Below are 25,533 nucleotides of genomic sequence, written 5' to 3' on the forward strand. Positions count from 1 at the left end.
AACATGCTTCGCCAGTTCCATTCACTGCCCGGTCTGATCGCCGCCCTGTTGGTCATGATATTGGCCATCAGCGGCGCAGTGCTGTCCGTCAATCCGGCTTTGGAACGCCTGCACGGCACGTCAACCGCGACTGGGCAGCTCAATGTCGGCCAGTTGGCGGGACGCATCGCCAACCACTTTCCGGGGGTGGAGCAGATCCAGCGCAGCGCCTCCGGAACAGTGATCATCTACTACAACCAGGACGGCCAGGCGGGTGCGCAAACCGTCGATCCACTGACCGGCCAGGGCCTCGGGCCCTATGAGCCATCCGCCGTTTCGCGCTGGGTAAAAGACCTGCACCGCTCGCTGTTCATGGGTACCACCGGGCATGGGATCGCAGGCGTCGGCGCACTCTTCATGTTGATGCTTTGCGTGTCCGGCGCGCTGTTGCTGGCGCGCCGCCTGGGTGGCCTGCGCAACCTGTTGCGGCCGCTGCGCGGCTCGTTCAGCCAGCGCTGGCACGCCGAAGTCGGGCGCCTTGCCGTGCTCGGGCTGCTGCTGTCGGCCTTGACTGGGCTGTACATGTGCGCCACGACCTTCGGTTTGATCGCCGACGGCAGTCAGGCTGAGCCGGCCTTCCCCGCGCATATCAGCGTCGGCGCGGCGCAGCCGGTGGCCAACCTGCAAGCCTTGCAGGCCATCGATCTGAACGACCTGCGCGAACTGGTTTACCCGAGCCCCGGTAACCCCGAGGACGTGTTTTCCCTGCGCACCGCCCAGGGTGACGGCTACGTGGACCCGGTCAGCGGCACGCTGTTGTCGTATCAGGCCCACGATTCAATGCACAACCTGTATCAACTGATCTATCAATTGCACACCGGCGAAGGCCTCTGGTGGCTGGGCTTGATCCTCGGGGTTAGCGCCCTCAGCGTGCCGTTGATGAGCGTGACCGGCATCCTGCTGTGGTGGCGGCGCCGCAAGGCCGCGCCGAAGATTCGCCATAACAGCCCGGCCCACACTGCCGACAGCGTGATTCTGGTAGGCAGTGAAACCAACAGCACCTGGGGTTTTGCCAATACCTTGCACGCGGCGTTGCACCGGGCCGGGCACCGGGTTCACAGCGCCGCGATGAGCGATTGGAAGGGCGAGTACCGCGCTGCCCAGCGCCTGTTCATCCTCACCGCCACCCACGGCGACGGCGATGCGCCGGCCTCGGCCGCGCAGTTCCTGGCACGGCTGCAGCAAGTGGGCCTCAAACCCGGCCTGCCCTTTGCGGTACTCGGGTTTGGCGACCGGCAGTTTCCGCGATTCTGTCAGTACGCCCATCAGGTGCAGGACGCGATGGTACAAGCCGGCGGCACGCCATTGCTGGGGCTGGAAACCGTGAACCGTCAATCCTCGCAGGAATTTGCGCGCTGGGGCGATGCGTTGGCGGCGCCACTGGGCCACGAGCTGCCGCTGATCCACACGGCGCAGCGCCCGCGCAGCCGTCGTCTGGAATTGACCGAGCGCATCGTCTATGGCGAAGCCGTGAACGCACCGACCCACGTCCTGCGCTTCAAGGCCCCAGGCGCGCTACCGAGCTTCCAGGCCGGCGATCTGGTCGGCATTTTGCCGCCGGACAACCCGGTGCCGCGCTTTTACTCGCTGGCCAGTTCCTCTGAAGACGGCACGCTGGAAATCTGCGTGCGCAAACACGAAGGTGGCCTATGCTCGGGGTTCCTGCATGAGCTGAAGATCGGCGGGTCGGTCGAAGCGTTCATCCAGCCCAATCCGCAATTTCGTCCGGCGTCGGGCGCGCACCCGGTGATTCTGATCGGTGCCGGCACCGGTATCGGGCCCCTGGCCGGTTTTATTCGTCATAACACCGCCAAACACCCGATGCACCTGTATTGGGGCGGACGCAACCCGGCTTCGGATTTTCTCTATGAACCGGAGCTCAAGCGTTACCTGGCCGACCGCCGCCTGACCGCATTGTGCGCGGCGTTCTCCCGGGTTCAGGAGCGCAGCTATGTGCAAGACCGGTTGCTCGGCGATGCCCTGGCGTTGCGCGCCCTGATCGAAAACGGCGCCCAAGTGCTGGTGTGCGGCAGCCGCGAGATGGCCAAAGGCGTGATGCAAGCGCTGGATAACGTGTTGGCCCCGCTCCACCTGAGTGTGCTGGCCCTGAAAGCACAAGGACGCTACCGTGAAGATGTCTACTGAGCCCCAACGCTACAGCCTGAACGGCGAGACCATGGGCACGCGCTATACCGCCGTGTTCTATGCCGAGGCCGGCGTCGACACCGACGCGATCAACCGCGGCCTGGCGCAGGCCGTGGGCCGGGTGGACCAGCAGATGTCCACCTGGAAGGCCGATTCCGACCTCAACCGCCTCAACGCCGGCCCCGAGCAAACATGGTTGCCGGTGCCCCAGGAACTGGCCACGGTGTTGGCCGCCGCGTTGCGGGTCAGCCAGCAATCCGGCGGGGCTTTCGACATCGCCGTCGGTGATCTGGTGGACGCCTGGGGCTTCGGTCCCGGCGCACCCTCAGTCACCGAACAGACCATCGACGCCCTGCCGTCACGCAGCGGTCTGTCGGCCACTGCGGCGTTGACGGTGGACACGCAACGCCACCAAGTGCGCAAACGCGCGCCGCTGCACCTCAACCTCAACGGGATCGCCAAAGGCTTTGGCGTCGACGAACTGGCGCGCTGCCTGGACGGCTTCGGGCTGACCCGCTACCTGGTCGGCATCGATGGCGAAATGCGTGCCCGCGGCGTCAAGCCGGATGCTCAACCGTGGGTCGTGGCCATTGAAAAACCAAGCCGTGGCCAGCGTGAAGTGATGGGGGTCATGGAACTCAGCGACGCCGCCATCGCCACCTCCGGCGACTACCGACACTGGATTGACGTGAAAGACCGACACTATGCTCACACCATGAACCCGGCCACCGGCGCCCCGCTGTGCAATACCGTCGCCGCCGTCACGGTGGTGGCCGCCTCGTGCATGCTCGCCGATGCCTGGGCCACGGCGTTGATGGTGCTGGGCGAAATCGAAGGCCCACGCCTGGCGCAGGCACGCGGGATGGACGCGCTGTTCGTGCTGCGCGAGGGTGAACAACTCAAAGAAATATCGATTGTCGGCGGTATTCTGCAGGCGCAGATTGAAAGCCGTCCGCCCCAACCCCGTCCACGAACGTGAGTCCCGCACACCGATGAAATTCATGCACCGGCACACCGAATCCCACCGCAGTGACCGTATCGGCTGGCTGCGCGCCGCGGTCCTGGGCGCCAATGACGGCATCGTCTCCACCGCCAGCCTGTTGATCGGTGTCGCCGCCGCCAACGCCAGCCACGCCTCGCTGATCGTCACCGGCATGGCCGGGCTGGTGGCGGGGGCGATGTCGATGGCGGCCGGCGAATACGTTTCGGTGCATTCCCAGGCCGATACCGAGCACGCCGATCTGGCACGGGAACGAGCGGAACTGGCGAGTAACCCGAAAGCGGAGCATAGCGAGCTTGCCAACATCTACATGCAGCGTGGCGTATCACCCGAATTGGCTCATCAGGTCGCCGACCAATTGATGGCGCACGACGCCTTGGGGGCTCACGCCCGGGACGAGCTGGGCATCAGCGAAGCCCTCGCCGCCAAACCGCTGCAAGCGGCGCTGGCCTCGGCGGCGAGTTTCGTGGTCGGTGCCGCGTTGCCGCTGGCGGTGACGCTCATCGCGCCAGAGCACAGCGTGGTGCCGTGGATCTGCGGCATGTCCCTGCTGTTTCTTGCCAGCCTTGGCGCCGTGGCGGCCAGGGCCGGCGGGGCGAAAGTCTTCGTCGGCGCCTGGCGCGTAACCCTGTGGGGCGTGCTGGCCATGGGCATTACGGCCAGCGTCGGGGCATTGTTCGGCGCTGTGGTGTAGCGCGAAAACACACCGCGCTCCAACGTGGCGGGCGCGGTGTGTCTTACTTTCTTTCGGCCAATACCTTGAGTGCCTGCGCCGCAGCCTGCTCTTGCCCGGCCTGCGCGGTGGCATTGGCCGCTTCGCGCCAGCGCTGCGTGTCCACATTGGCCGGCAACTGGCTCGGGCGCTGGGTGAGGATTGCCCAGTGACCGGCGCTGCTCCACTTCGACTCAAAGTCACTGAAGCTCATCAACAGCCGCCGATCCATGCCTGAGCGCAGCAGCACCGTGCTTTTCTGCTGGTTGAAACCCACCACGACCACGTAGTGCGTGCTGGACAACAGGCCGCCGCCGATCCGCGCCATCACCGGGTAACCCGCGCTCACCTGCGCCAGCACCGAGGTGAGCTTGGCGTCGAGCGGATACACCATCAACCCGTATTCACGGGCCAGCACCTGCATGTTGCGCTCCAGGTTCGCTTCGTCGCCCGGCAAGTGCAGCGGCTTATCCAGCAACCCCGGTGTCATGACAATGCCTTGTTGCGACAGCATGCTGGCTAACGCCGTGGGACCGCTTTGATAAGCGTCGCTGCGAAACGTCGGCACGCCATTGAGCTCGACACGCTCCGGCAGGCCCGGCAGTTTCGACGGCTGCCCGGAACAGGCCGCGAGCCCCAGGGTGCAGGCCAGCAGCAAGGAGGTTGTAACGTTGGACCGTAACCGCAATTTTCTACCCTCTTGATCAACTGCCGGTAAGGGCCCTGATCATAGGACGCTCTTCCGCTCGGGTATAGCCTTGAACCGCAGTAAAACGCCCGGGATAGAGCAAAGAAGTTGGATCGACACGACCATTGGTCAATAGCAGGCAACCGTCATCTGACTAGACTGTCCATTGAGAAGACTGTGTGTGCGCCCTGCTGGGCGAAAGGAGGCCAGAATGAGCCTTGCAACGACGATTGTCCTGTTGATCTGCGGTTGGCTCGCGGTGGCTGCCGCCATGTTGTGGGGGGTGTTGCGCATTACCCGTCGGCACCATCACCCCCACGTCAAACCGGCTGCATCCGCCAAGCCGCACAAGACGGCGGTGCATCACGCCTAGCCAGGCATGCAATTGAAGTCCTGCGTTGCCGCGACTTCCTTACCGTGACCATCCAGGAGCGATGCGCGCACGGTGGTGCCCAGGCTGGATTCGATCAGGGTGTAGTGCTCACCCGCCTTGAAGTCTTTGTACTCCACGCGGCCCTGGCAGTCCTGCTGGTTTTCGTCGCCCGGCTCTTCCTCGAACAACGTCACATCCAAACGATGGGCTCCCGGCGGCACTTCGAAAAAGCGCCCGTCATCCACGCGTTTGCCGTCGACGCGCTCGGCCATCAGGTCATTCGGCGCTTCTTCTTTCAATCCGATCCAGGCTTCGCTGGGGTCGGCTTTGGGCATCGGGCCGGCGCAGGCCGACAGTAACAACACAGCGCTCAAGGCGGGAATCAGCAATAAAGGTTTGAGTGACATGGCAGAACTCCAAAGAATTTCAGTTAAAAGACGCATCGCATCCGATGGGTCACAAGCTTGGAGAGCCGCCCTTTGTAGAACAAATGAATACACATGAAACGATCTTCAGCCCATACCTAAATCTTCCTTCACCTGGCTGAAAGGTGCGTGTTAGGTGGGTCGGGCAAGACTGCCGGGGTTTGCAATCCTGCTCCCTCGGAGGTTCACGCATGCTCGGGCTGGTAAAGACCGCACTGCAAAAGCCGTACACGTTTATCGTGTTGGCCATATTCATCTGCATCATCGGGCCGATGGCGGCCCTGCGAACCCCCACCGATGTATTCCCCGATATCGGCATCCCCGTCGTTGCAGTGGTCTGGCAGTACAACGGCCTGTCGCCGGACGCCATGGCCGGGCGGGTGATCTACACCTACGAACGCTCCCTGAGTACCACCGTCAACGACATCGAACACATCGAATCGCAATCCCTGCCGGGCATGGGCATCGTCAAGATCTTCTTCCAGCCCGGCGTCGACATCCGCACCGCCAACGCCCAGGTGACAGCGGTGTCACAAACCGTGCTCAAGCAAATGCCCCCCGGCATCACGCCGCCGCTGATCCTCAATTACAGCGCATCGACGGTGCCGATCCTGCAAATGGCGTTCTCCAGCCCGACACTGTCGGAAGCCAAGATCCGCGACCTGGTGCAGAACAATATCCGCCTGCCCCTCAGCGCCCTGCCCGGCCTGGCCATGCCCACGCCCATGGGTGGCAAGCAGCGGCAGATCACCCTCGACCTCGACCCGCAGGCGCTGGCCGCCAAAGGCTTGTCGGCGCAGGACGTGGGCAATGCCCTGGCGTTGCAGAACCAGATCATCCCGGTGGGCACCGCCAAGCTCGGCCCCAACGAATACACGATCCTGCTCAACAACAGCCCCAAGGCCATCGATGAACTCAACGACCTGCCGATCAAGACCGTCGACGGCGCGCTGATCACCATCGGCCAGGTGGCCCACGTGCGTGACGGTTCGCCGCCGCAGACCAACATCGTGCGTGTCGACGGCCATCGCGCGGTGCTGATGCCAGCGCTGAAAAACGGCAGCATCTCCACCCTGTCGATCATCGACGGCATCCGCCAGATGCTGCCGCGCATCAACGAAACCCTGCCGCCGTCGCTGAAGACCTCATTGCTCGGCGATGCGTCGGTGTTCGTCAAACAATCGGTGGGCAGCGTGGCCCAGGAAGGCATCATCGCCGCGCTGCTGACCAGCGCGATGATCCTGCTGTTCCTCGGCAGCTGGCGCTCGACGCTGATCATCGCCGCCTCGATCCCCCTGGCGGTGCTGTCGGCCATCGCGCTGCTGGCGGTCAGCGGGCAAACCCTCAACGTGATGACCCTCGGCGGGCTGGCGTTGGCCGTAGGGATTCTGGTGGACGACGCCACGGTGACCATCGAAAACATCAACTGGCACCTGGAACAGGGCAAGGCGGTGAAGGCTGCGATCCTCGACGGCGCCGCGCAGATCGTCGGCCCGGCGTTCGTCTCGCTGCTGTGCATCTGCATCGTGTTCGTGCCGATGTTCTTGCTGCAAGGCATCGCCGGGTACCTGTTCCGGCCGATGGCCCTGGCGGTGATCTTCGCCATGGCCAGCTCGTTCATCCTCTCGCGCACCCTGGTGCCGACATTGGCGATGTACCTGCTCAAGCCGCACGCGCCGGAACCGGGCACCGGCCACCACCCAGAAGATGCGTTCATCAACCACCACGAAGGCGAGCAGCACACCAAACCACGCAATGCCGTGCTGCAGTCGGTGCTGAATTTCCAGCAGGGTTTCGAGCGGCACTTCTCGAACATCCGCGACACCTACCATGGCCTGCTGACGTTGGCCCTGGGCAATCGCAAGCGCTTCATCGTCGGCTTTTTAGCCTGTGTGCTCGCCTCGTTTTTGCTGCTGCCCAGCCTGGGCCAGGATTTCTTCCCGGCCACCGACGCCGGGGCGCTGGCGCTGCATGTGCGTTTGCCGCTGGGTACGCGGATCGAGGAAAGCGCTGCGGCGTTCGACCGGATCGAGGCGCGGATACGCGAAGTGATCCCGGCCGACGAACTCGACACCATCGTCGACAATATCGGCATTCCGCTGAGCGGTATCGACATGGCCTACAGCAGCAGCGGCACCATCGGCCCGCAGGACGGCGATATCCAGGTCAGCCTGAAACAACACCACGCGCCCACCGCCGACTACGTGAAAAAACTGCGTGAGGCGTTGCCGCAAAGTTTCCCTGGCAGCCACTTTGCGTTCCTGCCGGCGGACATCAGCAGCCAGATCCTCAACTTCGGCGCGCCGGCGCCGCTGGACGTGAAAATCTCCGGGCGCAGCGATGCCGAAAACCGCGCCTACGCCGTGGAACTGGAACGCCGTCTGCAACACGTACCGGGCATCGCCGACCTGCGCATCCAGCAGTCCACCGGCTACCCGTCGCTGCAAGTGAATGTCGACCGCCTGCGCGCCAACGGCCTGGGCATCACCGAGCGCGATGTGACCAACAGCATGGTCGCGTCGCTGGCCGGCAGCTCGCAAACCGCACCGACGTTCTGGCTCAACCCGGCCAACGGCGTGTCCTATTCCATCGTCGCCGCCACCCCGCAATACCGCCTCGACAGCCTGCCGGCGCTGGAAGCGCTGCCGGTGACCGGTGCCGATGGCCAATCGCAAATCCTCGGCGGCGTGGCCAGCATCTCCCGCGTGCAAAGCCCGGCGGTGGTGACCCACTACAACATCGAGCCGACCCTGGACCTCTACGCCAACGTGCAAGGCCGCGACCTCGGTGGCGTGGCCCGCGACGTGCAAAAAGTGCTGGACGACACCGCGTCCATGCGCCCCAAAGGCGCGACGATCAGCCTGCACGGGCAGATCGATGCGCTGCATGAAGCCTTCAGCGGTTTGAGCGTCGGCCTGCTCGGCGCGGTGGTGCTGATCTACCTGCTGATCGTGGTCAACTTCCAGTCGTGGGTCGACCCGTTCGTGATCATCACCGCGTTGCCGGCGGCATTGGCGGGGATCGTGTGGATGCTGTTCCTCAGCGGCACGTCGTTGTCGGTGCCGGCGTTGACCGGGGCCATCCTGTGCATGGGCGTGGCCACCGCCAACTCGATCCTGGTGGTGAGCTTCTGCCGGGAACGCCTGGCCGAACATGGCGATGCGGTCAAGGCCGCACTGGAAGCCGGCTACACGCGCTTTCGTCCGGTGTGCATGACCGCCCTGGCGATGATCATCGGCATGCTGCCGCTGGCCTTGTCCGAGGAGCAGAACGCGCCGCTCGGCCGCGCCGTGATCGGTGGTCTGATCCTCGCCACCACCGCCACCCTGTTATTTGTTCCCGTGGTCTTCAGCCTGGTCCACGGTCGTCAGCCTACTCGCGCAACTGTTGGAGAAACGCCCCATGTCGTCTGATCACAAACCCTCGCGCAAGCGTCTGATGCTCATGGGTGTCGGCGGCCTGACCCTGGCCGCCCTGCTGGTCGCCAACGGCCTGTACGCCCGCACAATGCACGAACGCGCCGTCACCGCCTGGACCGAAACCGCCGCCGTGCCGCAGGTGATGGTGTTCCAGCCGCTGCAGAACGTGGCCGGTGACACCCTGCGCCTGCCCGCTCACCTTGAAGCCTGGAGCAAGGCGCCGATCCATGCGCGGGTCAGCGGCTACTTGAAGGACTGGAAAGTCGACATCGGCAGCCAGGTCAAAGCCGGGCAAATCCTCGCCGAAATCGACAGCCCCGATCTCGATCAACAACTGGCGCAGACCCATGCGCGCCTGGTGCAGCAACAGGCCAATGCGCGGCTGGCCGCCACCACCGCGACACGTTGGCAAAACCTGCTGGCCAGCCATTCGGTGTCGCGCCAGGAGGCCGATGAAAAAACCTCCAACGCCGCAGCGGCCAAAGCCAACGCCGAAGCCGCCGCTGCCGATTACGCACGCTTATCGGCGCTGGAAAGCTACAAGACCATCCGCGCGCCGTTCGCTGGCACCATCACCGCGCGCAACACCGACATCGGCCAGTTGATCAAGGCCGATACCGACAGCGACCCGGAGCTGTTCAACATCGCCGACACCCACCAGTTGCGCCTCTACGTACCGGTGCCGCAGAACTACGCGGCCGTCATCCACCCCGGGCTTGAAGCCGAGCTGAGTGTTCCCGAGCACCCCGGCGAACACTTCAAGGCACACCTGATCGGCGACTCCACCGCCATCGACCGCCGCTCCGGCACCCTGCTCGCGCAGTTTGTCGCCGACAACCCCAACGGCGAGTTGCTGCCGGGCGATTACGCCGAAGCGACCCTGCCGATTCCGGCAGACACCCATGGCGTGAGCATCCCGGCCAGCGCGCTGATCTTCCGTGCCCAAGGCACTCAGGTCGCGGTGCTGGATGCGCAAAACCACATACACCTGCAGGCCATCCATATCGGCCTGGACCTGGGCGAACGCCTGGTGATCGACCAGGGCCTGAAACCCGCCGACCGCGTGGTCGACAACCCGCCCGACGCCCTGCGCGAAGGCGACCCCGTGCAACTGGCCGACGCCTCCGGAGGTGCCCATGCGCCCAAGGCTTAAACCACTTGCTGCGGTGATGCTGCTGGCGTTGCAAGGTTGCTCGCTGGCGCCGACCTACAACGTGCCGGCGATCGACCTGCCGGCCAACTATCGCGAACAGACCAGCGATGGCCCCTGGCACAGCGCGCAGCCGTCCGACCAACTGGCGCCGCAGTGGTGGACGCTCTACCGCGAACCGCGCCTGGATCAGTTGCAACAGCAATTGCTCAAGGCCAACCCGGACCTGGCGGCAGCGCTGGCGCACTTCGATGCATCCCAGGCGTATGCCAGCCAATTGCATGCCGGGCTGTTCCCGCAAATCACCGCCAGCGCACAACCGCTGCGTCAGCGCCAATCCGACTTGCGTCCGCTGCGCGGCACCACGCAGCCGTCGGTTTACAACAGCAACACGGCGGGGTTTTCGTTGAGCTACGACTTGGACCTGTGGGGCAAAATCCGCAACCAGGTGGCGGCGGGGGATGCGCAGGCGCAAGCGTCGGGCGACGATCTGGCGGTGGCGCGTTTGAGCTTGCAGCATCAGTTGGCGACCTTGTACGTGCAGCTCAATGGGTTGGATGCGCAAAGTCGGATTCTCAACAGCTCGCTGGAGGATTTCAGCCAGGCCCTGCAACTGACCCGCAGCCGCTACGAGGGCCAGATTGCTTCGGAACTGGACCTGACCCGCGCGCAAAACCAGCTCGCCCAAGCCAAGGCGCAACTGGATGAAGTGCGCGGGCAACGCAACCTCACCGAGCATGCCATCGGTGAACTGGTTGGCGTGGCGGCCAGCGACTTCACACTGCCGGCGAGCCAACAACTGATCGCCCTGCCGGGGATTCCGTCGCAACTGCCGAGCCACCTGCTGCAACGTCGCCCGGACATTGCGGCGGCAGAGCGCCGAGTGTTTGCGGCCAACGCAAATATCGGCGTGGCCAAGGCCGCGTGGTACCCGGACTTCAGTCTGACCGGGTTGATTGGCGGGCAGACCCAAGGCGTGGGGAATTTACTGTCGGCGGGCAATCGGTATTGGGCGCTGGGGCCGCTGATGAACTTGCCGATCTTCGATGGCGGTCGCTTGAGCGCCAACGAACGCCAGGCCAAGGCCGAGTTCGAACAAGCCTCGGCACAGTACCGCAGCCAGGTACTGAAAGCCGTGCGCGAGGTCGAAGACAACCTGGCACAGCTAAGGGATTTGCAGCAGGAGGCGCAGGATGAACAAGCCGCGGCAGATGCGGCGCAGCATACGCAAGCGTTGGCGATGAACAGCTACCAGGCCGGCGCGGTGAGCTATCTGGATGTAGTGACCGCGCAGACAGCGGCGTTACAGGCACAGCGGACCTTGCAGGCGGTGCAGACACGGCAGTTGCAGGCGAGTGTGGGACTGGTCACCGCGCTGGGCGGCGGCTGGCAACCTGGCGCCTGACGCTTTTTTTGTGCAAACCAGCTCAAAGGTGGGAGCTGGTTTGCCTTTGATGAGGCTGGATCAGCCAAACATCATCGACTGATCCAGCGCACATTCAGTCTTCCGGCCGACTGTTGAGAAACACGGTCACTGCTGTGTAATCACTGTCATTGGCGTGTCGGTACGCGGTATTGCTGTGATAGCGGCGGCGTCAGTTCCGGCCTCATCGGGGGCAAGCCCCTCCCACACTGGTCCGGCGCTAGACACACAATGCATGAACACCGCAGAGCCCATGTGGGAGGATTCAAGCCCATCCCACACTGGTCCGGCGCTAGACACACAATGCATGAACACCGCAGATCCCATGTGGGAGGATTCAAGCCAACCCCACACTGATCCTGCGCCAGACACGCAATGTATGAACACCGCAGATCCCATGTGGGAGGATTCAAGCCCATCCCACACTGGTCCGGCGCCAGACACACAATGTATGAACACCGCAGATCCCATGTGGGAGGATTCAAGCCAACCCCACACTGATCCGGCGCCAGACACACAATGTATGAACACCGCAGAGCCCATGTGGGAGGATTCAAGCCCATCCCACACTGGTCCGGCGCCAGACACACAATGCATGAACACCGCAGAGCCCATGTGGGAGGATTCAAGCCCATCCCACACTGGTCCGGCGCCAGACACACAATGTATGAACACCGCAGATCCCATGTGGGAGGATTCAAGCCAACCCCACACTGGTCCGGCGCCAGACACACAATGTATGAATACCGCAGATCCCATGTGGGAGGATTCAAGCCAACCCCACACTGGTCCGGCGCCAGACACACAATGTATGAATACCGCAGAGCCCATGTGGGAGGATTCAAGCCCATCCCACACTGGTCCGGCGCCAGACACACAATGTATGAACACCGCAGATCCCATGTGGGAGGATTCAAGCCCATCCCACACTGGTCCGGCGCTAGACACACAATGCATGAACACCGCAGATCCCATGTGGGAGGATTCAAGCCAACCCCAGACTGGTCCGGCGCCAGACACACAATGTATGAACACCGCAGAGCCCATGTGGGAGGATTCAAGCCCACCCCACACTGGTCCGGCGCTAGACACACAATGCATGAACACCGCAGATCCCATGTGGGAGGATTCAAGCCAACCCCACACTGGTCCGGCGCCAGACACACAATGTATGAACACCGCAGAGCCCATGTGGGAGGGAGCTTGCTCCCGATAGCGTTCGCACAGACACATCCTGCCAAAAGCCTGCCCTTCAACCTGCAGTTCACCCATCTAGCCTCTCAAAACACACCCAGAGAGAGGCCAGGGAATGCCCGACTTACCCGCTTCACACCGCCTGCGTATCGGCCGATTCAGCGAACCCAACCGTACCTACCTCATCACCACCAACACCCACGAACGCATCCCGATATTCAAGAATTTCCATCTCGGTCGCTTGGTGGTCTGGCAGTTTCGATTAGCTCAGTACCAAGGGCTGGCGAACTCCCTGGCATGGGTGATCATGCCGGACCATTTCCATTGGCTGCTCGAACTGAAAAAAGGCTCGCTGGCTGACCTGATGCGCCAGGTGAAGTCCAAAAGCACACGGAGCGTCAACGGTGCGAGCGGACGCAAGGGGCGGCTTTGGCAGGAAAGTTTCCATGACCGGGCACTGCGCAAGGAAGACGACCTGGTGAAAATGGCCAGGTATGTGGTGGCCAATCCATTGCGGGCGGGATTGGTTAGCCGGATTGGCGACTACCCGTTGTGGGATGCCATTTGGGTATAGACACAGTTCAACTGTGGGAGGGGGCTTGCTCCCGATGGCGGTGGGTCAATCACATATGTGTCGGTTGAACCACTGCTATCGGGAGCAAGCTCCCTCCCACACTGATCCTGTGCCAGACACACAATATATGAACACCGCAAAACCCATGTGGGAGGGGGGCTTGCTCGCGATGGCGGTGGGTCAATCACATGTGTATCGGCTGAACCACTGCTATCGGGAGCAAGCTCCCTCCCACACTGATCCTGCGCCAGACACACAATATATGAACACCGCAAAACCCATGTGGGAGGGAGCTTGCTCCCGATAGCAGTGGTTCAGCCAGCTCATCTGTAACTGACCGGAGCAAGCCCCCTCCCACAGGTTTTACCGCATTTCAGGCCGCGCGTTTGCCGCTGGCGATGGCGGCCGAGGCGGCCACCATGGCCCGCAACAACACCGCACACCCCGCCGCCAGGTCATCCGGCGCGGCGTTTTCGATTTCGTTGTGGCTGATGCCGCCTTCGCATGGCACGAAGATCATCCCCGCCGGGCCGAGTTCGGCGACGAAGATCGCGTCGTGCCCTGCCCCGCTGACGATGTCCATGTTCGACAACCCCAACCCATTCGCCGCATCGCGCACTGCGTCGACGCAACCCTTGTCGAAATACAGCGGCGGGAAGTCGGCGGTGGGTGTCATTTCAAAACTCAACCCATGCTTGGCGCAGGTCTCGTCGATCACCTGGCGTACCTGGGCGATCATCGAATCCAAGCGCGCCGGTTCCAGGTGGCGGAAGTCGAGGGTCATACGCACTTCACCCGGGATGACGTTGCGTGAGCCCGGATAAGCCTGCAAGCAACCGACAGTGCCACACGCATGCGGCTGATGCCCCAATGCCGCCGCATTCACCGCCGCGACCACGGCGGCCGCGCCGACTAGGGCGTCCTTGCGCAGGTGCATCGGCGTCGGCCCCGCGTGGGCTTCAACGCCGCGCAGGGTCAAGTCGAACCACTTTTGCCCGAGGGCACCGAGCACTACGCCGATGGTTTTCTTTTCATCCTCAAGAATCGGCCCCTGTTCGATATGTGCCTCGAAATAGGCGCCGACTTTGTGCCCACTCTCCGACCGCGTCCCCGCATAGCCGATCGCATTCAGTGCCGCGCCGACGCTGATACCCTGCGCATCGACCTTGGCGAGGGTGTCGGCCAGGCTGAATTTCTCGGCAAACACCCCCGAGCCCATCATGCACGGCGGGAAGCGTGAGCCCTCTTCGTTGGTCCACACCACCACTTCCAGCGGCGCCTCGGTTTGCACCTTGAGGTCGTTGAGGGTGCGCAACACTTCCACACCGGCCAGCACGCCGAAGCAGCCATCGAACTTGCCACCGGTGGGCTGGGTGTCGATATGGCTGCCGGTCATCACTGGCGGCAGGTCGGGGTTACGCCCGGGGCGACGGGCGAAGATGTTGCCGATACCGTCGACGGTCACGCTGCACCCGGCCTCTTCGCACCATTGCACGAACAGGTCGCGGGCCTGGCGGTCGAGGTCAGTGAGGGCCAGGCGGCACACGCCGCCCTTGGCGGTGGCGCCGAGCTTGGCCAGCTCCATCAACGACTGCCACAAACGGTCGCGGTTGATGTGCTGATGGGTCGATTGCAGAACGTCCAGGGCAGCGTTCATGGGGATCTCCTCAGGCTACATGTTATGAATGGAATGCAGTTCAAAGGTGGGAGGGGGCTTGCTCCCGATTGCAGTGGGTCAGTCACCCATGCAGTGGTGGAATGACCACCTGTTTGACTGCATGCCATCGCGTTACAGCAGGGATTTGGCCGGCATCGGCGTCAGGCCACGCCTGGCATTCAGGCCGTAATACAACACGCCGCCCAACGCCGAACCGGTAAACCAGCCATAGCTGTAGAACCAGCTGAACACGTCGCTGCCCAATGACAGCAAGGTCAGCACCACCGGCACGCCAAACGCGACAAACCCGCTCCAGTTCCACGCTGGGTACACGTCGTCACGGTACAAACCGGCGAGGTCCAGGCGCTGTTTGCGCGTGATGAAGTAGTCCACCACCATGATCCCGGCGATCGGCCCCAGCAGGCTGGAATAGCCGAGCAACCAGTTGGAATACACCGTCTCCAGGCTCACATCGGAAACGATCAGCCCGAGCTTCTTCAGCAGCTCGTGGCCCATCAACACCAACCCCACCAGGCCGGTGAGAATCACTGCCGAAGTGCGGTTGATCAGCTTGGGCGCGATGTTCTGGAAGTCGTTGGTGGGCGACACGATGTTCGCCGCCGTGTTGGTGGACAAGGTGGCGACGATGATCAATGCCATGGCCACGGCGACCCACACCGGGCTCTGGATATGCCCGATCAGCGTCACCGGGTCGGACACGCTGACGCCCACCAGTTTCACCGACGCGGCGGTCATGATCACACCGAGGGCGGCGAACAGGAACATGGTCAGCGGCAGGCCGAAAATCTGCCCGAGGATCTGGTCCTTCTGGCTCTTGGCGTAGCGGCTGAAGTCGGGAATATTCAGCGACAAGGTGGCCCAGAACCCCACCATCGCGGTCAGGCCGGCCATGAAGTAACCGGTCAGGCTTGCACCTTCGGGGCGTTTGGGCGGGATCGCCATCAACTCGCTGAGGGACACGTTCGGCATCGCCCACACCAGCAGGCCAATGCCCACCGCCACCAGCAGCGGTGCCGACAGGGTTTCCAGGCGCTTGATCGACTCGGCGCCGCGCAGCACCACCCACAGGTTGAGGGTCCAGAAGATCATGAAACCGATCACCTCACCGGTGCCGCCCAAGGCCTTCCACCCCTCGAAAATCGAGCCCAGGAACAGGTGAATCGCCAGCCCGCCGAACATGGTCTGGATGCCGAACCAGCCGCACGCCACCAGCGCTCGGATCAGGCACGGCACGTTGGAACCGAGGATGCCGAACGACGAACGCAGCAACACCGGGAACGGAATGCCGTACTTGGTACCGGGGAAGGCGTTGAGGGTCAGCGGGATCAGCACCACGATATTGGCCAGGAGGATCGCCATCAGCGCCTCGCCCACCGACAAACCGAAGTACGCGGTAAGCACCCCGCCCAGCGTGTAGGTGGGCACGCAGATCGACATGCCGACCCACAGCGCGGTGATGTGCCACTTGTTCCACGTGCGTTCATGCACCTTGGTCGGTGCCATGTCGTGGTTGTAGCGAGGGCTGTCGAGGACGTCGGGGCCGGCGTCGAGTTCGTACAGGCCGTTGCGTTCAATAACTTGCGATCTGTTCTGTTGCATGGCCGCTCCACGGTTTTTTCGAATTATTGTTGCTCACCTGCAAGGTCGGTGCAGGTGGCCGGAGTACCTCGTAAACAACATGACATCAAGGGTCCGGCCAGCCGCCACTGCACTCAATAAACGTGCCGACAACCCGCCCTGACCCTGCACCGCATATATAACTCGCTGATGTTTATCAGCTTTATTTCAAACGCCGATGAGTCCTTCGGTACTTGCCGCGTGACGCAGGCTGGATAACGCGCAAGTTGTCCGAACGTTCAGGACTCAATCTGGTGCAACACAATTATTTTTATTTACCGCCGCCGTCAAGTGGCATGTCTCAAGCGCCTGATTTGCAATAAGAAATGTTGTTCATATTTGGAACCTGTCAAGTGCGTCAAAATGGTGATCAGTCGCCACATTTTGGTGATTTTAATTTTTTATCCTTATATTTCAATTAGTTAAAACACAACTAAGCGTAGGAAAAATCTTCTTGCTCATTCTAAAAACACCGGCTAGTTTCTATTCCTGTCACCGATGACAGGTTTTTACCAAGCCTGCGCTGAAAACAACTACAACACTTAGAACTGGCACCAGCCGGTCAAGCCTGTGAGGAACTCGACATGTCGCTGTTGATCCGTGGCGCCACCATCATTACCCACGACGAAAGTTACCGCGCCGATGTTTTATGCACAGACGGTCTGATTCGCGCAATTGGCACGGGCCTGGATATTCCCGCTGGCACCGAAGTACTCGATGGCAGCGGCCAATACTTGATGCCCGGCGGCATCGACCCGCACACCCATATGCAACTGCCCTTCATGGGCACCGTGGCCAGTGAGGATTTTTTCAGCGGCACGGCGGCGGGTCTGGCGGGGGGCACCACCTCGATCATCGACTTTGTGATTCCCAACCCACAGCAATCCTTGCTCGAAGCCTTTCACCAATGGCGCGGCTGGGCGCAGAAGTCGGCGGCCGACTATGGCTTTCACGTGGCGATCACCTGGTGGAGCGAGCAGGTGCGCGAGGAAATGGCCGAGCTGGTCAGCCATCACGGCGTCAACAGCTTCAAGCATTTCATGGCCTACAAGAACGCGATCATGGCGGCCGACGATACCCTGGTGGCCAGCTTCGAACGCTGCCTGGAGCTGGGCGCGGTACCCACCGTGCATGCGGAAAACGGCGAGTTGGTATATCACCTGCAACGCAAGCTGATGGCCCAGGGCATCACCGGGCCGGAAGCGCACCCGCTGTCGCGTCCGTCCCAGGTCGAGGGCGAAGCGGCCAGCCGCGCGATCCGTATCGCCGAGACCATCGGCACGCCGTTGTACCTGGTACACGTCTCGACCAAAGAGGCGCTGGATGAAATCACCTATGCGCGCGGCAAGGGCCAGGCGGTGTACGGCGAAGTGCTCGCCGGGCATTTGCTGCTGGACGACAGCGTCTACCGCCACCCCGACTGGCAGACCGCCGCCGGCTACGTGATGAGCCCGCCGTTCCGCCCGCGCGGGCATCAAGAGGCGCTGTGGCATGGCCTGCAATCCGGCAACCTGCACACCACCGCCACCGACCACTGCTGCTTCTGCGCCGAGCAAAAAGCCGCCGGGCGTGACGATTTCAGCAAGATCCCCAACGGCACCGCCGGTATCGAAGACCGCATGGCGCTGTTGTGGGATGAAGGGGTCAACACCGGGCGCCTGTCGATGCAGGCGTTCGTCGCGCTGACCTCCACCAACACCGCGAAGATCTTCAACCTCTACCCGCGCAAAGGCGCAATCCGCGTCGGTGCCGATGCCGACCTGGTGCTGTGGGACCCCGAGGGCACGCGCACGATTTCCGCCAAGACCCACCACCAGAACGTCGACTTCAACATCTTCGAAGGCAAGACCGTGCGCGGCGTGCCGAGCCACACCATCAGCCAGGGCAAGCTGGTCTGGGCCGACGGCGACCTGCGCGCCGAACGCGGTGCCGGGCGGTATGTGGAACGGCCGGCGTATCCGTCGGTGTTCGAGCAGTTGAGCAAGCGGGCTGAGCGTTCCAAGCCGGTTGCTGTGAACCGCTGAGACCGCTATCGGGGGCAAGCCCCCTCCCACAATTGACCGCATGCTTTCAGACACAATGCGATCACTGTGGGAGGGGGCTTGCCCCCGATGAGGCCAACCCAGGCAACAAAAATGCCCGCCAGAGGCAATCCGAAAAAAAACCGTGAGGCCCACACCGTGATCCAGACCCTGACCCACCTCCCCCATCCCCATGAAGACGGGGCGACCCTCGCCAGTCATTTCACCGACCTGGCACCGCCCCTCAACGCTCGCCAGGCGCAACTGGAAGCCTCGCGATGCCTGTATTGCTACGACGCGCCGTGCGTGAATGCGTGCCCCAGCGAAATCGACATCCCATCGTTCATCCGCAACCTCCACACCGACAACGTGCAAGGCGCCGCGCAGAAGATTCTCTCGGCCAATATCCTCGGCGGCAGCTGCGCCCGGGTCTGCCCCACCGAGATCCTGTGCCAGCAAGCCTGCGTGCGTAACCACGGCGAAGAATGCGCGCCGGTGCTGATCGGCCTGTTGCAACGCTACGCCATCGACAACGCGCACTTCAGCGAACACCCGTTCCAGCGCGCCGCCACCACCGGCAAGCGCATCGCCGTGGTCGGCGCCGGACCGGCCGGCCTGGCCTGCGCCCATCGCGCCGCGTTGCACGGCCACGATGTGGTGATCTTCGAAGCCCGGGAAAAAGCCGGCGGCCTGAATGAATACGGGATCGCCAAGTACAAACTGGTGGATGACTTCGCGCAGAAGGAGCTGGAGTTCCTGCTACAGATCGGCGGCATCGAGATCCGTCACGGCCAGCGCCTGGGCGACAACCTGTCGTTGAGCGAACTGCACCAGCACTTCGATGCGGTGTTCCTCGGCCTCGGCCTGGCCGCCAGCAAGCAACTCGGCCTGCCCCATGAGGACGCCCCCGGCCTGCTCGCCGCCACCGACTACATCCGCGAACTACGCCAGGCCGACGACCTCACCCAATTGCCCCTGGCCGACCGCTGCATCGTGCTCGGTGCCGGCAACACCGCCATCGACATGGCCGTGCAAATGGCCCGCCTCGGCGCCCGCGACGTCAACCTGGTGTATCGCCGGGGCCTGGCGGACATGGGCGCCACCAGCCATGAGCAGGACATCGCCAAGGCCAATCAGGTTCGCCTGCTGACCTGGGCCCAGCCGGAGGAAGTGCTGCTGGACGAGCAAGGCCATGTGCGCGGCATGCGTTTCGCCCGCACGCACCTGGACAACGGGCGCCTGCAACCCACCGGCGAAACCTTCGAACTGGCCGCCGATGCGATCTTCAAGGCCATCGGCCAAGGTTTCGACAACGCCGCACTGCACGACCCGCTGGCCCAGCAACTGCAGCGGGTCGGCGAACGCCTCTTCGTCGACGAACACCTGCGCACCAGCATCCCCGGCGTGTATGCAGGCGGCGACTGCGTCAGCCTCGGCCAGGACCTCACCGTACAGGCGGTGCAACACGGCAAGCTGGCGGCAGAAGCCATGCACGCCCAACTCATGCTCAACGTGGAAGCTGCGTAATGGCCGATCTCTCGATTGTCTTCGCCGGTATCAAAGCCCCCAACCCGTTCTGGCTGGCCTCCGCGCCGCCCACCGACAAAGCCTACAACGTGGTCCGCGCCTTTGAAGCAGGCTGGGGCGGCGTGATCTGGAAAACCCTCGGGGAAGACCCGGCGGCGGTCAACGTGTCGTCGCGTTACTCGGCGCATTACGGCGCCAACCGCGAAGTGCTGGGCATCAACAATATCGAGCTGATCACCGACCGCTCTTTGGAGATCAACCTGCGCGAAATCACCCAGGTCAAAAAGGACTGGCCGGACCGCGCGCTGATCGTGTCGCTGATGGTGCCGTGCGTCGAAGAGTCTTGGAAAAACATCCTGCCGCTGGTAGAAGCCACCGGCTGCGACGGCATCGAGCTGAACTTCGGCTGCCCCCATGGCATGCCCGAGCGCGGCATGGGCGCGGCGGTCGGCCAGGTGCCGGAGTATGTGGAGCAAGTGACGCGCTGGTGCAAGACGTACTGTTCGCTGCCGGTGATCGTCAAGCTCACGCCGAATATCACCGACATCCGGGTGGCGGCGCGTGCGGCGTATCGCGGCGGTGCGGACGCGGTGTCGCTGATCAACACCATCAACTCCATCACCAGCGTGGACCTGGAGCGCATGGTCGCCCTGCCGACGGTCGGCACCCAGAGCACCCACGGCGGTTACTGCGGTTCGGCGGTCAAGCCGATCGCGCTGAACATGGTCGCCGAAATCGCCCGCGACCCGCAGACCCACGGCCTGCCGATCTGCGGCATTGGCGGCATCGGCAACTGGCGCGATGCGGCGGAATTCGTCGCCCTCGGCTGCGGCGCCGTGCAGGTGTGTACGGCGGCGATGCTGCATGGCTTTCGCATCGTCGAAGAAATGAAGGACGGCCTGTCGCGCTGGATGGACAGTCAGGGTTACACCAGCCTGCAGGATTTTTCCGGGCGCGCCGTGGGCAACACTACGGACTGGAAGTACCTGGATATCAACTACCAGGTGATCGCCAAGATCGATCAGGCCGCCTGCATCGGCTGCGGGCGTTGCCACATTGCCTGCGAAGATACGTCGCACCAGGCCATCGCCAGTTTGAAACAGGCGGACGGCACGCATAAGTACGAAGTGATCGATGACGAATGCGTGGGCTGCAACCTGTGCCAGATCACCTGCCCGGTGGCCGATTGCATCGAGATGGTACCGGTGGACACCGGCAAGCCGTTCTTGAACTGGACCCAGGACCCGCGTAATCCCTATCGGGAAGCAGTGTAGTCCAGTAGAGCGCTATCGGGGGCAAGCCCCCTCCCACAGTTGACCGCATTCTTTCAGACAAAATGCAGTTCATTGTGGGAGGGGGCTTGCCCCCGATAAGGCCCTCAGCCTCACCACAAGCCTCAAGGCTCAAACAGTTGACCGCATTCTTTCAGACAAAATGCAGTCAATGTGGGAGGGGGCTTGCCCCCGATGAGGCCCTCAGCCTCACCACAAAACTCAAGGCTCAAACAGTTGACCGCATTCTTTCAGACAAAATGCAGTCAATGTGGGAGGGGGCCTGCCCCCGATGAGGCCCTCAGCCTCACCACAAAACTCAAGACTCCAACAGTTGACCGCATTCTTTCAGACAAAATGCAGTTCATTGTGGGAGGGGGCTTGCCCCCGATGAGGCCCTCAGCCTCACCACAAGTCTCAAGGCTCAAACAGTTGACCGCATTCTTTCAGACAAAATGCAGTCAATGTGGGAGGGGGCTTGCCCCCGATGAGGCCCTCAGCCTCACCACAAAACTCAAGGCTCAAACAGTTGACCGCATTCTTTCAGACAAATGCAGTCAATGTGGGAGGGGGCTTGCCCCCGATGAGGCCCTCAGCCTCACCACAAGACTCAAGTCTCAAACAGTTGACCGCATTCTTTCAGACAAAATGCAGTCAATGTGGGAGGGGACTTGCCCCCGATGAGGCCCTCAGCCTCACCACAAAACTCAAGACTCAAGGCTCAAACAGTTGACCGCATTCTTTCAGACAAAATGCAGTCAATGTGGGAGGGGGCTTGCCCTCGATGAGGCCCTCAGCCTCACCACAAGCCTCAAGGCTCCAACCCAATCCCCCGCAAAATCACCCCCGTCACCGTCTGAATCGCCCTCTCGAACTGCATATCCGACAACGGCTGGTGATCGTTCAGAATCTTCACCTGATGATCAAAGTCGGCGTAGTGCTGGGTCGAGGCCCAGATCATATACAGCAGGCTCGCCGGCTCGACCGGCAGGATGCGTTTGTCTTCCACCCATTGGCGAATTTTCGCTTCCTTCATCTTGGCCCAGTCGTACAGGCTTTCATCCAGCGCCTCACCGAGCGTCGGCGCGCCGTGGATGATTTCGTTGGCCCAGACCTTCGACCCATACGGCCGCGTGCGCGAGCGTTGCATCTTGGCGCGGATGTAGCTGCTGAGCACCACTCGCGGGTCATCGAAGGTTTCGAAGCTCAGGGCATCCTGCTTCCACACTTCCAACAGATCGAACAGCACCGCGCTGTACAGCTCGCTCTTGGTGGTGAAGTAGTAATGCAGGTTGGAACGCGGCAGTTGCACTTCGGCGGCAATATCGGCCATGGCGGTGCTGCCATAGCCCTTCTCGGCGAAGATTTTTTCCGCCGCCAGCAGGATTTTTTCGACGTTGACCCGACGAATTCCGATCTTGTGCTTGCCCATAAGGGCTCCCTGACAAAGACATAACGGAAAGACTACCACCCGCTCTAGATCGGGGCGACAGGAGGAGCCGAAACTTCGTACACTGCCCGTCCTATCCTTTGATTGGTATTGCTCAATGTTGATCAAGAAAACCCTGACCACCGTCGCTCTGCTGGCCTCGCTGCTGGGCGCCTCGGCGGCGTTTGCCCATGCTCACCTCAAGAGCGCGACGCCTGCGGCAGACAGCAGCGTCGCCGCACCGAACGATGTGCGCCTGACCTTCAGCGAAGGCGTGGAGGCGACCTTTTCCAAGGTTTCCCTGAGCAAGGACGGCACCGAAATCGCAATCAAGGGCCTGGCAACGCCGGATGCCGACAAGGAAACCCTGGTGGTGACGCCCGCCGCTCCTCTGGCAGCCGGCACCTACAAAGTGGTGTGGAACGCGGTCTCGGTCGACACCCACAAGAGCAACGGCGAATACAGCTTCAAGGTCGGCCAATAACCTATGGCGACGCTGCTGGTGCTGTGCCGTTTCCTGCATTTCATCGTCGTCTTGTTGATGTTCGGGGCCTGTGTATTCAGGCCCTGGCTGATGGGCAATGCACCGCAGCCGACGCTGGACCGGCAAGTGCTGCGTATCAGCCGAGCACTGGCCTGGCTCGGGCTCGGCTCCGGCGTGGCCTGGTTGCTGCTGATCACGGTCAGCATGGCCGGCAGTTGGGACGCCGCACTGCAACCGGCCACTGTGCAATTGGTGCTGGGCAAGACCTTTTTCGGCCAAGTGTGGCTCTGGCATCTGCTGCTCAACGTGCTGCTGTTGATCGCCTTGATCAAACCCTGGTCGGCGTTGCGCCTGCCCTTGATCGGCCTGCTGCTGGCGACCCTGGCCCCGGTCGGTCACGGCGCCATGCTCAACGGGCTCAGCGGCCAGTTGCTGATCCTCAATCAGGTCGTCCACCTGGCGTGCGTGGGCGCCTGGCTTGGCGGTCTGCTGTTGCTGGTATTGATCCTGCGCCAACCGCAGCGTCATGGGCTGGAGCCGATTCTGCGGCGTTTCAGCGGCGCGGGTTATGGCCTGGTCGCCGGCTTGCTGGTCACCGGCTTGATCAACGTGCGTGTATTGACCGGGCAACTGTGGCCCACCCCGCTGTTCAACGGTTTCGCCCTGATTCTGCTGATCAAGGCGATGCTGGTGCTGGGCATGTTGGCCCTGGCGCTGCTGAACCGCTTGCGTATCGAGCGCTGCGAACAACGACTGGAGACCTTGAAGGCCAGTGTGATGGCTGAATGGTTACTAGGTATTTTAGCGGTTGCCGCCGTCTCCCTCCTCGGCACCTTGCCCCCGATGGCGATGGCCGGCTGAATCCATAGTCAGCTTCCCCACTGGACCACGACCACTTCTGCTCAGTGAAGCGTAGTCATCGTATAACTTCTGATTGACAAGCCACAAAAACCCCGCAAATATCACCCCTATGTTGTACGACGACGTATGACAAATAATAAAAACAACAAACCCAAGGGAGCGTCACTGTGCGTCCATCCGCCCGCAATTCCTCCTCGCATCTCGGCCTTATCGGCCTCGGCAGCCTGGCTTTCACCCTGCCCCTCATCGCCCAGGCCGAAGGGTTTGTCGACGACGCCAAGGCCACGCTCAACTTACGCAACGCCTACTTCAACCGCAATTTCACCAACCCGTCCAACCCCCAGGCCAAGGCCCAAGAGTGGACGCAGAACTTCATCCTCGACGCCAAATCCGGTTACACCCAGGGCACCGTGGGCTTCGGGATTGATGTGCTGGGCCTGTACTCGCAAAAGCTCGACGGCGGCAAAGGTACCGCTGGCACCCAGTTGCTGCCGGTTCACGACGACGGTCGCCCCGCTGACAACTTCGGGCGCCTGGGCGTGGCGCTGAAAACCAAGCTGTCGAAGACCGAACTGAAAATCGGCGAATGGATGCCCGTGCTGCCGATTTTGCGTTCCGACGATGGCCGTTCCCTGCCGCAAACCTTCCAGGGCGGCCAGGTCACCTCCAATGAAATCGCCGGTCTGACCCTCTACGGCGGGCAGTTTCGCGGCAACAGCCCGCGCAACGATGCGAGCATGGAAGACATGTTCATGAACGGCAAAGCCGCCTTCACCTCAGACCGCTTCAACTTCGGCGGCGCCGAATACACCTTCAACGACAAGCGCACCCAGGTCGGCCTGTGGTACGCCGAACTGACCGACATCTACCAACAGCAGTACCTCAACCTGACCCACAGCCAGCCGCTGGGCGACTGGACCCTGGGCGCCAACCTCGGCTTCTTCAACAGCAAGGAAGACGGCAGCGCCCTGGCCGGCGACCTGGACAACAAAACCGCGTTCGCCCTGCTCTCGGCCAAATACGGCGCTAACACCTTCTACGTCGGCCTGCAGAAACTCAGCGGCGACAGCGCATGGATGCGGGTCAACGGCACCAGCGGCGGCACCCTGGCCAACGACAGCTACAACGCCAGCTACGACAACGCCAAGGAAAAATCCTGGCAACTGCGCCACGACTTCAACTTCGCGGCGCTCGGCGTTCCGGGCCTGACCCTGATGAACCGCTACATCAGCGGCAGTAACGTCCACACCGGCACGATCACCGATGGCAAGGAATGGGGCCGCGAATCGGAACTGGCCTACACGGTGCAGAGCGGTGTCTTGAAGAACCTCAACGTGCGCTGGCGCAATTCGACCATGCGCCGGGACTTCAGCAATAACGAGTTCGATGAGAACCGGGTCTTCGTCAGCTACCCGATTTCGTTGCTTTAAAGATCTAAAACCCGGGCACATCCATTGTGGGAGGGGGCTTGCTCCCGATGACGGTGTATCAGGCAATGTCTCT

19 protein-coding genes are annotated in these 25,533 nt (G+C 62.3%); 14 read left to right on the top strand and 5 right to left on the bottom strand.

Annotated elements, in window-relative coordinates:
• Positions 1–3 precede the first annotated feature (3 nt).
• Genes RGV59_RS25070 through RGV59_RS25080 form a run of 3 tightly spaced genes read left to right on the top strand, consistent with a single transcriptional unit; the run spans position 4 to position 3,878 of the window.
• The gene (locus RGV59_RS25070) at positions 4–2,184 is read left to right on the top strand and encodes a PepSY domain-containing protein (protein WP_126585757.1); all 2,181 of its coding nucleotides are present in this window, start codon (positions 4–6) and stop codon (positions 2,182–2,184) included.
• Positions 2,174–3,163 carry an FAD:protein FMN transferase gene (locus RGV59_RS25075; RefSeq protein WP_017848223.1) on the top strand — a complete coding sequence of 330 codons (990 nt, stop codon included), beginning with the start codon at positions 2,174–2,176 and terminating at the stop codon, positions 3,161–3,163. Before RGV59_RS25070 ends, RGV59_RS25075 begins: the two co-directional genes overlap by 11 nt.
• 13 nt (positions 3,164–3,176) lie before the next feature.
• Entirely contained in the window at positions 3,177–3,878 is a 702-nt protein-coding gene (locus RGV59_RS25080) for a VIT1/CCC1 transporter family protein (protein ID WP_046485620.1), read from the top strand.
• A 43-nt stretch (positions 3,879–3,921) separates the two neighbouring features.
• On the opposite strand, the gene RGV59_RS25085 is transcribed toward RGV59_RS25080, so the two are convergent.
• Positions 3,922–4,584, bottom strand: a complete 663-nt coding sequence (locus RGV59_RS25085) for a C39 family peptidase (protein ID WP_046382837.1) — start codon at positions 4,582–4,584, stop codon at positions 3,922–3,924.
• Positions 4,585–4,795: 211 nt separating this feature from the next.
• Here RGV59_RS25085 and RGV59_RS25090 point away from each other — a divergent pair, with 211 nt between their 5' ends.
• Positions 4,796–4,957, top strand: coding sequence for a hypothetical protein (locus tag RGV59_RS25090; protein WP_167331319.1), 162 nt, complete (start codon positions 4,796–4,798; stop codon positions 4,955–4,957).
• Here RGV59_RS25090 and RGV59_RS25095 read toward each other — a convergent pair.
• Positions 4,954–5,364: a hypothetical protein gene (locus RGV59_RS25095; protein ID WP_017848227.1), complete on the bottom strand. Its 411-nt coding sequence runs from the start codon at positions 5,362–5,364 to the stop codon at positions 4,954–4,956. The genes RGV59_RS25090 and RGV59_RS25095 overlap by 4 nt on opposite strands.
• Positions 5,365–5,573: 209 nt before the next feature.
• On the opposite strand from RGV59_RS25095, the gene RGV59_RS25100 reads away from it, so the two are divergent.
• The 4 genes from RGV59_RS25100 (at position 5,574) to RGV59_RS25115 (ending at position 13,142) form a co-directional block, all read left to right on the top strand.
• Positions 5,574–8,795, top strand: coding sequence for an efflux RND transporter permease subunit (locus tag RGV59_RS25100; RefSeq protein ID WP_102617276.1), 3,222 nt, complete (start codon positions 5,574–5,576; stop codon positions 8,793–8,795).
• Complete coding sequence (locus RGV59_RS25105; RefSeq protein ID WP_017848229.1) at positions 8,785–9,954, top strand: efflux RND transporter periplasmic adaptor subunit; 1,170 nt, start codon at positions 8,785–8,787, stop codon at positions 9,952–9,954. The genes RGV59_RS25100 and RGV59_RS25105 overlap by 11 nt, the downstream gene beginning before the upstream one ends.
• Positions 9,938–11,356 carry an efflux transporter outer membrane subunit gene (locus RGV59_RS25110; RefSeq protein WP_102617277.1) on the top strand — a complete coding sequence of 473 codons (1,419 nt, stop codon included), beginning with the start codon at positions 9,938–9,940 and terminating at the stop codon, positions 11,354–11,356. Before RGV59_RS25105 ends, RGV59_RS25110 begins: the two co-directional genes overlap by 17 nt.
• Positions 11,357–12,683: 1,327 nt before the next feature.
• Entirely contained in the window at positions 12,684–13,142 is a 459-nt protein-coding gene (locus RGV59_RS25115; protein ID WP_126585758.1) for an REP-associated tyrosine transposase, read from the top strand.
• Positions 13,143–13,515: 373 nt separating this feature from the next.
• On the opposite strand, the gene RGV59_RS25120 is transcribed toward RGV59_RS25115, so the two are convergent.
• Together RGV59_RS25120 and RGV59_RS25125 are read right to left on the bottom strand one after the other, a co-directional pair.
• A complete protein-coding gene (locus tag RGV59_RS25120) occupies positions 13,516–14,799 on the bottom strand; it encodes a Zn-dependent hydrolase (protein WP_046485629.1) in 1,284 nt (427 codons plus the stop codon).
• A gap of 132 nt (positions 14,800–14,931) precedes the next feature.
• A complete protein-coding gene (locus RGV59_RS25125) occupies positions 14,932–16,419 on the bottom strand; it encodes an NCS1 family nucleobase:cation symporter-1 (RefSeq protein WP_046485631.1) in 1,488 nt (495 codons plus the stop codon).
• 602 nt (positions 16,420–17,021) lie between these two features.
• Here RGV59_RS25125 and hydA point away from each other — a divergent pair.
• The 3 genes from hydA (at position 17,022) to preA (ending at position 21,259) form a co-directional block, all read left to right on the top strand.
• A complete protein-coding gene (gene hydA / locus RGV59_RS25130) occupies positions 17,022–18,461 on the top strand; it encodes a dihydropyrimidinase (RefSeq protein WP_126585759.1) in 1,440 nt (479 codons plus the stop codon).
• A 156-nt stretch (positions 18,462–18,617) separates the two neighbouring features.
• A complete protein-coding gene (locus tag RGV59_RS25135; RefSeq protein WP_046485765.1) occupies positions 18,618–19,985 on the top strand; it encodes an NAD(P)-dependent oxidoreductase in 1,368 nt (455 codons plus the stop codon).
• Positions 19,985–21,259, top strand: a complete 1,275-nt coding sequence (gene preA / locus RGV59_RS25140) for an NAD-dependent dihydropyrimidine dehydrogenase subunit PreA (protein ID WP_126585760.1) — start codon at positions 19,985–19,987, stop codon at positions 21,257–21,259. The genes RGV59_RS25135 and preA overlap by 1 nt, the downstream gene beginning before the upstream one ends.
• A gap of 808 nt (positions 21,260–22,067) precedes the next feature.
• Here the strand turns inward: preA and RGV59_RS25145 are convergent.
• A complete protein-coding gene (locus tag RGV59_RS25145) occupies positions 22,068–22,688 on the bottom strand; it encodes a TetR/AcrR family transcriptional regulator (RefSeq protein ID WP_046485637.1) in 621 nt (206 codons plus the stop codon).
• A 115-nt stretch (positions 22,689–22,803) separates the two neighbouring features.
• Between RGV59_RS25145 and copC the strand changes: the two genes are divergently transcribed.
• The 3 genes from copC to RGV59_RS25160 all read left to right on the top strand — a co-directional run bounded on the left by copC (position 22,804) and on the right by RGV59_RS25160 (position 25,460).
• Positions 22,804–23,169, top strand: coding sequence for a copper homeostasis periplasmic binding protein CopC (copC, locus tag RGV59_RS25150; protein WP_126585761.1), 366 nt, complete (start codon positions 22,804–22,806; stop codon positions 23,167–23,169).
• Between the two features lie 3 nt (positions 23,170–23,172).
• Positions 23,173–24,030, top strand: coding sequence for a copper homeostasis membrane protein CopD (gene copD / locus RGV59_RS25155; RefSeq protein ID WP_126585762.1), 858 nt, complete (start codon positions 23,173–23,175; stop codon positions 24,028–24,030).
• 167 nt (positions 24,031–24,197) lie between these two features.
• Complete coding sequence (locus tag RGV59_RS25160; RefSeq protein WP_126585763.1) at positions 24,198–25,460, top strand: OprD family porin; 1,263 nt, start codon at positions 24,198–24,200, stop codon at positions 25,458–25,460.
• The last annotated feature ends 73 nt before the right edge of the window (positions 25,461–25,533 follow it).

The organism is Pseudomonas sp. FG1 (assembly GCF_034313875.1).
In the GTDB taxonomy this organism is placed as follows: Bacteria; Pseudomonadota; Gammaproteobacteria; order Pseudomonadales; family Pseudomonadaceae; genus Aquipseudomonas; species Aquipseudomonas veronii.

Bases quoted from the DNA above. Each gene is read 5' to 3' on its own strand.
- copC (WP_126585761.1), top strand. From the start codon at position 22,804: ATGTTGATCAAGAAAACCCTGACCACCGTCGCTCTGCTGGCCTCGCTG.
- RGV59_RS25100 (WP_102617276.1), top strand. From the start codon at position 5,574: ATGCTCGGGCTGGTAAAGACCGCACTGCAAAAGCCGTACACGTTTATC.
- RGV59_RS25125 (WP_046485631.1), bottom strand. From the start codon at position 16,419: ATGCAACAGAACAGATCGCAAGTTATTGAACGCAACGGCCTGTACGAA.
- RGV59_RS25070 (WP_126585757.1), top strand. From the start codon at position 4: ATGCTTCGCCAGTTCCATTCACTGCCCGGTCTGATCGCCGCCCTGTTG.
- RGV59_RS25075 (WP_017848223.1), top strand. From the start codon at position 2,174: ATGTCTACTGAGCCCCAACGCTACAGCCTGAACGGCGAGACCATGGGC.
- preA (WP_126585760.1), top strand. From the start codon at position 19,985: ATGGCCGATCTCTCGATTGTCTTCGCCGGTATCAAAGCCCCCAACCCG.
- RGV59_RS25105 (WP_017848229.1), top strand. From the start codon at position 8,785: ATGTCGTCTGATCACAAACCCTCGCGCAAGCGTCTGATGCTCATGGGT.
- RGV59_RS25110 (WP_102617277.1), top strand. From the start codon at position 9,938: ATGCGCCCAAGGCTTAAACCACTTGCTGCGGTGATGCTGCTGGCGTTG.
- RGV59_RS25095 (WP_017848227.1), bottom strand. From the start codon at position 5,364: ATGTCACTCAAACCTTTATTGCTGATTCCCGCCTTGAGCGCTGTGTTG.
- RGV59_RS25120 (WP_046485629.1), bottom strand. From the start codon at position 14,799: ATGAACGCTGCCCTGGACGTTCTGCAATCGACCCATCAGCACATCAAC.
- hydA (WP_126585759.1), top strand. From the start codon at position 17,022: ATGTCGCTGTTGATCCGTGGCGCCACCATCATTACCCACGACGAAAGT.
- copD (WP_126585762.1), top strand. From the start codon at position 23,173: ATGGCGACGCTGCTGGTGCTGTGCCGTTTCCTGCATTTCATCGTCGTC.
- RGV59_RS25115 (WP_126585758.1), top strand. From the start codon at position 12,684: ATGCCCGACTTACCCGCTTCACACCGCCTGCGTATCGGCCGATTCAGC.
- RGV59_RS25145 (WP_046485637.1), bottom strand. From the start codon at position 22,688: ATGGGCAAGCACAAGATCGGAATTCGTCGGGTCAACGTCGAAAAAATC.
- RGV59_RS25090 (WP_167331319.1), top strand. From the start codon at position 4,796: ATGAGCCTTGCAACGACGATTGTCCTGTTGATCTGCGGTTGGCTCGCG.
- RGV59_RS25080 (WP_046485620.1), top strand. From the start codon at position 3,177: ATGAAATTCATGCACCGGCACACCGAATCCCACCGCAGTGACCGTATC.